The organism is Adlercreutzia sp. ZJ141, from assembly GCF_011038965.1.
Taxonomy (GTDB): Bacteria; Actinomycetota; Coriobacteriia; order Coriobacteriales; family Eggerthellaceae; genus ZJ141.
Genome location: NZ_JAAKEB010000029.1, coordinates 1 through 10845 on the forward strand (window position 1 = coordinate 1; position 10845 = coordinate 10845).

General features: G+C 47.6%; 7 protein-coding genes. 6 read left to right on the forward strand and 1 reads right to left on the reverse strand.

The features are described 5' to 3' along the window. The 3 genes from G7Y44_RS09875 to G7Y44_RS09885 all read left to right on the forward strand — a co-directional run. Positions 1-1292: IS1634 family transposase (locus G7Y44_RS09875; RefSeq protein WP_165249553.1), on the forward strand; the 1292-nt coding region annotated here is incomplete at its 5' end. A 333-nt stretch (positions 1293-1625) separates the two neighbouring features. Beyond that, positions 1626-2780 carry an SAP domain-containing protein gene (locus G7Y44_RS09880; protein WP_165249555.1) on the forward strand — a complete coding sequence of 385 codons (1155 nt, stop codon included), beginning with the start codon at positions 1626-1628 and terminating at the stop codon, positions 2778-2780. Positions 2781-2807: 27 nt separating this feature from the next. Next, complete coding sequence (locus G7Y44_RS09885; RefSeq protein ID WP_165249557.1) at positions 2808-3191, forward strand: hypothetical protein; 384 nt, start codon at positions 2808-2810, stop codon at positions 3189-3191. A 671-nt stretch (positions 3192-3862) separates the two neighbouring features. Here G7Y44_RS09885 and G7Y44_RS09890 read toward each other — a convergent pair. Next, positions 3863-5314, reverse strand: coding sequence for a response regulator transcription factor (locus tag G7Y44_RS09890; protein ID WP_165249559.1), 1452 nt, complete (start codon positions 5312-5314; stop codon positions 3863-3865). Between the two features lie 284 nt (positions 5315-5598). On the opposite strand from G7Y44_RS09890, the gene G7Y44_RS09895 reads away from it, so the two are divergent. From G7Y44_RS09895 to G7Y44_RS09905, 3 genes are all read left to right on the forward strand, one after another. Beyond that, positions 5599-7266: an FAD-dependent oxidoreductase gene (locus tag G7Y44_RS09895; RefSeq protein ID WP_165249565.1), complete on the forward strand. Its 1668-nt coding sequence runs from the start codon at positions 5599-5601 to the stop codon at positions 7264-7266. A gap of 984 nt (positions 7267-8250) precedes the next feature. Beyond that, the gene (locus tag G7Y44_RS09900; protein WP_165249561.1) at positions 8251-9261 is read left to right on the forward strand and encodes a hypothetical protein; all 1011 of its coding nucleotides are present in this window, start codon (positions 8251-8253) and stop codon (positions 9259-9261) included. A 3-nt stretch (positions 9262-9264) separates the two neighbouring features. Next, complete coding sequence (locus G7Y44_RS09905) at positions 9265-10566, forward strand: hypothetical protein (protein ID WP_165249563.1); 1302 nt, start codon at positions 9265-9267, stop codon at positions 10564-10566. The last annotated feature ends 279 nt before the right edge of the window (positions 10567-10845 follow it).

Below are 10845 nucleotides of genomic sequence, written 5' to 3' on the forward strand. Positions count from 1 at the left end.
TTGCCGGAGCTGATAAAACCTATTCGCTTGACCAGCTCTACGAGGGAATCTGCTTTTTGGGATCTGAGTACCAAAAGGTAGTAGAGATTTACAACCACAAAGTCTCTGAATTGTTTGATCGTGATACCTCAACAACATACTTTGACTGCACGAACTTTTTCTTTGAGATTGACCGTGAGGATGCCCTTCGACACAAAGGAGTATCCAAAGAAGGTCGCAAAGACCCGATTGTGGGACTTGGTCTTTTACTTGATGCTGACTGTATCCCACTTGGCATGGTTATCTATCCTGGCAATGAGTCAGAAAAGCCGGTAATTCGCGAGGTTATATCCCAAACAAAGCGACGCAACAATATGTACGGGCGTACCGTGCGTGTAGCTGACAAGGGACTAAACTGTGCCGATAACGTTAGCGATGCCATTTTGTCTGGTGATGGTTATATCTTCTCAAAGTCGGTAAAGCAGCTACCCACAACAGAGCTTATGTGGGTGCTATCTGATGAGGGCTGGTTAGACATCACAAGCAAAGACGGCGAGATCGCCTATCGGGTGAAGTCCTGTGTTGCAGACTTCGAATACAAAGTCACTACAGATTCTGGAGGTAAAAAGGCAGTTCCAGTTGAAGAGAAAAGGGTTGCCAAATTTAACCCTAAACTTGCCCGCAAACAACGTGCCGAGATTGACCGGCAGGTAGAAAAGGCGCGTCGCTTGCGCCTGTCGCAGGCCAAAAAGTCAGAGTATGGTGACAGTGCTAAGTTTGTGACCTTTAGTGCAGTTGATTCAAATGGAGAAGAACCTGATGCAAAGGTAGTGGCAACACTAAACCACACAGCCATCGAGAAAGCACGCCGTCTGGCAGGTTACAACATGATTGTGACCTCAGAGACATCAATGAGTGATGCTGATATCTATTCGACCTACCATAATCTCTGGCGCATAGAGGAATCCTTTAAGGCGATGAAGTCCCAACTTGACGCGAGACCTGTGTATCTGCAAAAGTCCGAATCGATCACCGGACACTTTCTTATCTGCTACCTATCTGTGCTGCTTGAGCGGCTCGTACAGCTAAAAGTGTTAGATGGGCGCTTTTGCACTGAAGAGATAATGAGACTTGCCCACAATTATCGTGTAGTTGAGGTCTCTGAGCGCAAATACGTCAACATCTCTAAGTCCTTACCCATCATCGACGAGTTAGAGAAAATGACGGGGCTGCCGCTGGGCAATTACTACCTCACGAAAGGACAAATCGATTCCATCGTCAACTGTCAATTCAACATACCCAATGTTCAGTAGTGCTGCATACCGAAGCACGTTAGAAGGATAGGACGACCCACCTGATGGCACCGATGGCTTGGGCACAAAACGTTTAGAAGATAAAGCGAAGTGTACCTACAAACCATGTCGAGTTCTTAGCACCAGAAATGAAATCGAAACTCGGAAGTCAGGTATTACGTTATAACTGAAGATGATGTTAGATATAGCCTTACCAATCAGCTTGCCATGTTGGTAGAAAAGGAATGGAAAATACTGAACAGTAGCAAAAGAGACATTTGTTTGCCCAGCAAACAAGAAAGGCATACCGGTTCAGAAGCATAGTATTACGTGTGAGAACAAGTAGGAGGAGTCATGGGACTATTCGACCTCTTCAAGAAGGACAACGCTTCAAAGCAACGATCAACTCAACAAAAAATACTTGCAAGCATGACTAAACTCGGACCTGCATTCGTTGATTCCAGCAGTGTTTCGCCTGACGAGCGTCCCTATTATCAAGAGGATAGCTACTATACCCTCTATTCATATCCAGATACGCCAATGGCTCAAAAAGTAATTACCTTCGACGAAAGAAAACAAACCGCACGTCCCTCCACGCGTGGCCTCTACCCTGCAGAAATCCTTCTACTTAGTTACTGCAAAATAGGCAAGTATCCAAAGCCTAAGAGCGGCTACCCTGGTCTTTGGTGGTTCGAATATGGAATTCGCGATGTCGGCCACGCGCTAGAGTCGCTTGCCACAAGAGGCTACCTGGAATGGGCGCCAAAAACCGCTAGTCTTCACAACCTCAAGGTCGATCAACTGAAGCAAATCCTCGAGACAGCAGGTCTTCCCTCAAATGGGAAAAAACAGGACCTAATCGACAGGATTGTCGCCAATCTATCGGATGATCAAATAATAATCCCAGGCTATTCCCCAAAATACCAGCTAACTACCCTCGGAGAAGATGAACTCGAACAGAATGGTTACGTGCCCTACATGCATAAGCACAAGCGAAAGACCGCCGAGGATTCCCACTTTGGTGAGACTTTCAATGTGTGGTCGATCAACAAAAAGTTCCAGAATGGCGATGCGAGCGACTGGCGAAACGTTGTTGGCGCAATCGAGGTCAGATTGTTCGGCATGGATATCGTTAACGCCGAGCCCGTTGAAAAGCCCGTTCTCAAAACAGTTAATATTAGGCAATTTCTTCAATCGAGTCAGGGCTACATTGCGAGTCAAATCAAAACCCCAGGAGACGGCTTCGACGAGGAGATGAAAGGCATTGAACTGAAGAAAGCTGGGCGAGACGATGAGGCTATCGTTCAGTTCTACATCGCGATCGGCAAGAAATTCGACGCTCCGGCTCTTTACCAGGAAGCCGCTGTCCTTCTGCGCAAATACAAGATGTACTCCGAAGAAGTTGAAGTGTTGGAATCGGGACTCAAGAACGTACCAAAAAGCAATGCGCAGCATTGGGAGGGGTTAAGCGCCAGATTAGAGAAAGCGAGAGCGCTTGCGGCTAAATAGCAATACATCACGCCAAACGACAGAATAATGCAGGTCACCGATGACTACTTCGGCTTGACTTTGCCTAACGAGTTTGACAAGAACCGCGCGAGTGGCCCCATCTGGAACAGCTTCCTTGCAGCTCAGGGCGTACTCGGCTCACGCGTGCTGTTCAGTACAAGCACTGCTGCGCAGTTGCTCCTGCCTGTAAGCAGTGGCATCAAGAAGACATACGACAAACATCACATCTTCCCGGCAAACTTCTTCAAGGGCGGCCCATACGACTATGCCATGGACCAAAAATTCATGCTTTTATCCCAAGCGCTTTTTCATTTACAGAATCATTACATAATTACAAGAAGTATTTCTTCCTTGACAGCATTTCTCCCTGTTTTCTTGTTACCCGACTTACGCGTTTCGATTCATTTCTGATCGAATAGCGGGGTTTTCAGGGCTTTCAATCTTTCAATATCGGAGCGATTCTTCTTAACTCACGCTCGATTTGAGCATCGGTCAGATTCTTTATCCTTCGGAATACAGTGTGATCGAACGGCGAAATGTTGAGTAGTACTGTTTTCAAAAACAGGTACTAGCTTCTGCGCCATACACGTCGCAGAAAATGGCTCCTATGCCATATTTTAGTTGGAGTTTTTGGCAATAGTGCCATTTTCTCGTCGGAGTTATTGGCTTCACTTCTTGTGCAGGATTATATGATACGCTTCGGCTCGATCATATGGGAAGAGACTTAGATAAAACTAGAGCCAGTCCCAGCAGGACCAGCCCTTACAAAACCTGCGGTTTTTCTACGTGTGATTATGTTCTTAAATCTTTTGCGCCGCGTCAATCGTCTTGGAGAGAAACGACAGGAACGACACGGCAACACCCCCCGAGCCTTCTGAAGAGGCAGGGATAAAAGGTCATCCGGGGTGGCCGGCCAGCAGCCCACCGAAGATGGTCCAAATGATGTTCCCAATCGTGCACATAACCTTTCCTTCGCTACTGAGTGATAGAATACCTCGACACTGCTCACCAGGTCTTAGGCTTATTGTGTATCTGGTCTCGTTCACTCAAAGCGTTTAAGCTGGTATTCGAATCTATCAGAGTTAATGTTTTGAAAGCATGTTCTCCAAATCATATTTTGAATGAACCCCGAGCTTTGCATAAATCCGTTTCAGATGAGCCTTCACGGTGTTTTCTGAGATATAGAGCTTATCGGCGATATAGTGCCGCGTATGCCCGTCAAGCGCGAGTTGTAACACTTCGCTCTCCCTTTCGGTGAGTTCGTACTCCTTGATTATTCCATGTAACCTCGCTTCTTTGCTCAGTGTTGTGTCCTGTGTCGCAGACGATGGACGTATCGGTTGTAGAGACTGCGAATATGTCTTCTGGTTAGGACTTAAAAGAAAAATGGAAATAAGCAAACAGAACAGCGCTATGAAGGCAATTGCCATATTATTCCCCTCCCCAAAGATGGACGGAAAGGCGAAGCTTAGAACGTAGTACAAAAAGCGAGGACATCCATAGCAGGCACCCCAAATCCCAATGATCGCCAAAGGATGGAAGTGAACAGAATGGGTGATCCCAACGGCCATTGTCAAGGAAACCATGAAGATGAGTACTGTCCCTACGAATAACAGCGTCGAGGGAATGTATGAGATGTTTTCGGGAACATATGGATAGATAAAGAATCCTACCGCAAACACAACAAAAAGCAATTGCAAGATACGTTCAGGCATAATGGTAACCTGGGACATCATAATTCGCCAGAACATCCACACCGTGAAAATGAGCGCTATGCTATTGATGAGTAGATTGAAGAGGATACTACCTGGTGAATTGGTCATGTCCATAGGTGAACGTAGGGTGAGGACAAAACTGTAGATAGCAAATGCAGCAAGAACTCTTACGAAATAGTAATTACCTGTGCACTGTGACTCAACGGATCCAACGAGCTTCTCTTCTGTATCTTCCCTTTGCGAAACTAGATCACCATTTTGATCGAGTTTCGAAATAGTGATGATTGAACCGATAAGACAAGCTGAGCTGCAGAACACCAAGAGCGAAAGGATCAGTGCAGGCACAACGGGGAAAACCATGTAAATCCAAGTGAAGAGCACGAAATTGGTGCCATATGAAAACAGAATGCACAGCACCGATTCGCGAAATGGAATTCTGCTGAAAAGAAATCCCCAGGATAAGAAGCACGCCACGGAACCAATAGCACTGAAGACGGTGCCAACATATGCCATTTCATTGTAGGAAAAGGTCTCAGCAAACAATGGCATCAGGGAACCAATGAACTCAGAAATAATACCTACAGCACTTAATACGAATACGACTCCGTAACTTCTATTGAGTTTTACCCACAAGAAGATAATCGCTACAAAAAGAGAAAACACTCCAAACAAGCTGTAGAACAACAGGTGAATATCTACCGGGCCATATCCGACATTGTTCTGTCTTACAATAAGACCTTGCCAGAGCACTTGAAAGGAAAACCCTAGTAACCAAATACTGCGAACACTCAAGGTATGCGATAGTGATATAGGAGTCATGGATTACCCTTTCAACTATCGCTTTCTCCCACACATGGGTTCACATGTGACCCTTTGAATACGGACAAAATCGCATTACAGCGATTCGTTATCCGCATCCCCACCACACAGAGAAGCATACCACCCATTCAAAAAAAGAAAAGTACCCGAAACGGGTAATGCCTTTTTGAAAACTACCCGTTGCGGGTGTCTACATATATATCCTCACATGTCTAAATGAACAGGGTGAAAGCATGTTTTGGCATACAGGGCATGCTCACGAAAACAAGGAGAAAGGATTTGACATGGAACTCAATCGGAGAAGCTTTTTAAAGAGCGCCGCAGTTGTTGGAGGAGCGGCGGCATTGACGGGTCTTACTGCTTGCGCCCCCAGTGGTTCTTCGGGAAATACCGCAACTGATGCCGGGCAAGCTACGGCAGGCTGGGACGAGGAACACGACATTGTTATCGTTGGTGGTGGCGGTGCTGGCGTCATCGCAGCTATCGCAGCATCTGAAACCGATCCGAACGTCGACATCGTCATATATGAGAAGATGTCTATGACTGGCGGAAGCACGGTTGTGAGCGGTGGCAACATCGGCGCAATGGGTACAGATAATCTAAAAGAGTTCGCCGAAGAAACCGGTATGGATATCTATAGAGATGACACGTTCGAAATGTACTATGAAGACAAGCTGGCCGCCGGTTGTTATTTAAGCGATCCTGATCTTGCTCATGCATTTTGCTACAATTCGCTCGATAATTTCAACTGGCTTGAGGGGCTAGGAATCAAGTGGAAGGGTTCGCGTTTCTACGAGAATGCAGTAGACGAGCCTTCTGATTTTTCGAAGGCATCCATTCATCAAGCGTGCCAGTATCTTATGACCTATGACGATGAGGGCAAGTCGACGATGGTTAATCGGAAGTTCCGCTACAACATCGGTTCGACATACAAAGACAAGAGTGGTGGTGGTGCGAACTTCCAATGTTTGCTTGACACACTTGAAACGCATCCCAATGCAACTCTTGTTACTGAAGCTCCTGTAAAGGATATCGTACGTGAAGGTCAAATCACCGGTGAAGTTCAAGGAGTGGTTTTAGAGGACGGCACGCGCATTCGTGCAAAGAAGGCTGTCATCCTGGCAGCTGGTGGCTTTGCGGGCAATGGAGAAATGATCCATATGTATGACCCGCGCATCGACGCCTCGGTACAGACAAGTGGTGGCATTGGGAATACCGGCGATATGCTTATTGCAGCACAGCTCATTGGTGGACAAACCATCAATATGAACTGCATCCAAATCGACTTTGGTTACACAGCTGCTGAACCCTCGCTAATAAACACCGCAAATTCGAATCCATTTGGTAATGCGGGTGACTATATCGAAGTCGGCCCCGACGGCAAACGTTTTTGGACCGAGCGCCGGGCGCATGAACAATTCATGGATGCCGAAAATATGTGCTTGCATCGTCTTGGGTATAAGACATGGTGGAGAATTGGCGATAGCCAATCTATCGGCGAAAAGATAACCCAAGAAAACCTTGACGCTTTCGCGGAGCGTTACGGCACGGTATGCAACACACTTGAAGAAGTTGCTACGGTTATCGGTTGTGATGCGGCGACGCTTAAGACTACGATTGACAACTATAACTCATATGTTGACAGCAAAGTTGACACCGAGTTCGGTAAGTCGGCAGCCTATCTTACTCATCACTTGGATACTCCACCCTTCTACGTCACTGAAGTAACGTACTATTGTCGCACCACTCCTGGCGGGTTACGTATTAACGTCGATACACAGGTGCTTGATGTGCTTGGTGAGCCTATCCCACGTCTGTATGCTGCTGGTGAAGTGGTTGGCAATGTGCATGGGCGTTTCCGTCAAAACGGTGGCGACTCCTGGACCGACATCACTTGCTTTGGTCGCATAGCTGGAACACAAGCCGCGGGTCTAGACTCTGTTGAGGCATAGTAGCCAAAACTAGTGCTTTGCGGTGTTTTGTTATCCAGTTTGATTTTAGGGTATAGGCGGATCGGTTTTTCATGTGCGTCATCGATGATTTAGTGTCATTCGATCGTACGGACGTGAGTATTACGATCCGCCTTCCCTATATGACCGGAATAATACCAACAGACAAAACCTAGCATTACGAAAGGTCTTTCACACAAACCTCCAGCAAATCAAAGCTCCATACCTGTGTTTCGGAAGACCACTACGATACCAACGTGCTAATACGAGTCGATTATCTGCGAATACCGCATCATGCCTGGACAGCAAATCGGTCATAAGTTCGCTCCTCTGGACCGCAGGTGAGATTATTAACCAGGGAACACACGCCTGCCGAATCAATTATTCTCTAGCATGTGTCTTTAAATTAGCGACGTATTTCCTCATATCGTCTAATGCTATTTCATTCTCTGCTTTGATTAGGCAGATGTCCAACTCAGTTATATCCATCCAGTCCACGTCATTGCCGTCTCCGGCGTCATCATCGTCATGTTTCCATTTGTCTCAGGCGGGTTTTGCACCGCCCCGATGTACGCCTCTTTTCTTGCCACATTCAGCTTTGTCGCCGTCTCGCTGCTCTTCCCCTACTACAGAACGCCCGAATTCAATGCTGGTGATGACGATTACAGAGCTCGCCATTTGACTATGTGTCGCGATTAACACCAACAAGTTAGGCAACGCGGTCAAGAAGGATTTAACCAGAACAGTGGATACGATCGCTAACCAGAATGATTATCGTATTGTCAGTTTTTGCCACAATCCCAATGAGGATGAGATCAGTCGCGATCATCGCCACCAATAATAATTCCTTTCGATACCTCGCCCGCGATGAATGACTTCCTGCGAGCCGAGTATCGGGCTCGATATCGGTGTCGAATGTCAACTGTGTATTGACTATGAGAAACAAGGTTAGGATTATAATTTCCAAATCGGTGAGAAACAGGAGGAATGATGGATATCAACGCAGCGAAAAAGAGTCCAATTGAGATGAAGGTTGCAGACGCGACAGATGACACGCTTGAAGCGATCGTCCAACTTCGTAAGAAGATCAGCAAGCAAGAAGAGCGAATTGGGTTCGTGAAGGGTCTCTACTACATTTCACTGATGGATTCTGATTACACCGAAGACGAGAAAGCTCTGGTCGAGGGAACGGCATGCGCGCTCGGAATTAACGAATCTACGCTCACCTACATGGAGGATGAGATAAACAAAGACCCCGACAGCTCAATCGACTCATTTGCGACTGTAGGAGGTAAAAAGTACCGAAACGAGTTGTTCGAGGAAATGGCTGCTCTAACGTACCTAAAAGGCTACCAACTAGCTGCAGAGGATGCGGCGATGATGAAAGTCGCAAAAGCTATGGACATCAAAGAAGACAAAGCCGAGAAGATGATGTATGAGCTGTACATGTCCACACAGGGTTTCGATATATCGAAGAAGGCGACTATTGCTAAAGCAGCTATGGGTGTCGGCGCAATCGCGGTAGGCGCTGCAGTCTGCGCGGTCACTGCTGGTGTTGCCGCCCCAGTCATAGGAGCCGCCATAGGCGGACTACAGGGACTATCAGGAATCGCTGCCGTCAACGCTGGCCTTGCTGCATTGGGCGGCGGTGCTATCGCGGCGGGTGGTGGCGGCATCGCCGCAGGTACGGCGGCAATCATCGCGGCTGGAGCAGTCGCAGGTGGTGGAGCGGCGGCAGTAGGACTCAGCGTAGTAGAAAACATCAGCGCCGCACATGATAAGAAGAAGCTTCAATCGGCAATAAAGCAGCAGCAAAAAGACAACATGACCAAACAGGAGATCACTGAGAATCTCATTAAGGCGATTGAACTCGAAAAAGCCCGTCTTAAGCAGCTCGAGGATCTGCACGCTAGTAAGCGCGACATCGCGAGTATCGAGCTTCAAATCGCCAACCTACAGGCACAGAAGGCTGAAATCGAACTCAGTAAGGAAGCGTAAACTATGGTCTCCTATCCGAAACCGGATCCCTACCTCGAAAGACTTCGGACCATCCAGGCAGAGACTATGGGGATAGACGCCAGGCTCTCAGCGTTGGAATTAGGCTACACTCTTGATGTGAAGACGGTTGACGAGTATGTGGAAGCCCATATAGCGCAACGACCGGCGAGGTACGAAGATTTCCTGACGAAAGCAGAGATCAAAGCAATCGCGGTCAACTATAACGAAGTTCTGAATAAAGGTATCGAGTGTGATACGCTTGATTACGCGCTGGCTGCTACATGCGGAATTGTCAGCGGCTTGATGGATGCCCTACTTGTCAGCACGCCAGGTGAAGGCGTCATAAATGAGGCTAGCGACAACCTGTTCGATGGAATGGTGAAAACCTTCGCCCGCAAAATGGACTGGCGCCCCCATGAGGGAAACGAGAATAACGTTCGGTCAGCAATTGGTTTCCTTGAGCGTAAGTTTAAGGTGGGCTACGATCAAGCAAAGAGCACAGACATAGACTACGTCGTCGAGCATATCACGCCAAAGAACCACCATGCCAAATCGCCGGCCCACTACCCAGACCTCATCGGGCTCATAGCCTCAATAGCCAACCAGTTTACCGAAACCTCAACGTTCTTTGACTCTAATAAGGGAATTGTTTTTGTTTCAGACACTGGAAAAGGTACCAAGCTCAGAGGTGACACCATTTCAGCCAAGGTATTCGCAGGCTTTGTCAACTGGCTTGGTCATTGCATGTCCGATGTAGCAGGAAGCAGCGGCTCCCAGTCGCGTGGCCAGGGACTCCCTCTCCCGTTCACCGAGTTCTTTCAGCTATGCAATTTCGGAAAGTTTCCGAACGAGAAGGGACAATGGCAATCGCTCGCCCAAGTGATGACGCAGGTATACGAGCAAGGATACGATCTTAGACACGGTGTCGCGACAACTGTTCCCGTGGTCGTTAACGATTTGCTGGTACGAGCGGTTTATACCGTCAAACGCCATTTTGTAGATGGATTAGGTTGGTCGGAATGCCTGCCGAAAGGCGACAGTCCTGAAATGCAGCGTATGATAACGGTAGGAATAGGCTCAATGTGCTTGGTTGATCTCGGGCATGCTGCTGTTACATCATGGGGTAATTGGGTGAAGTTCTTTAGCGGACTTAATATAACGGCGTGGGCTAGATTCGGTTTGCAAGGCGCGCGGGAGCTGCAGCAAATTGCAGAGCGGGATACAAGAAACTTGCTTGCTATAAATGACAACATCTCTCATGAATGGGAGAGTCTTCTTGAACGCAGTCGTCTTCTCCTGAGCTGAAGCGATACATGATGTGACTACCCAAAGTCAGGTTGACGAATGGTAAATACGGGCTTTGTTGAGTTTCCCCTAAGCCTTGTTGACGAATACTGCAAAGGCATAGCCTGGACTAGCACACTACTCTTCGCAGCTACTTCCATATGTTAGCCAGTCACCTGAATTCCCGATAAGTTATGACGTGGTGGGCAGGTCGTAGCCCAGTCGCTCAAAGATTGCCCTCTGCTTACCGGTGATCTCGCAGATGCGTGGACGGTGTCCCTCCTGTGTGTAGCGCTCGAT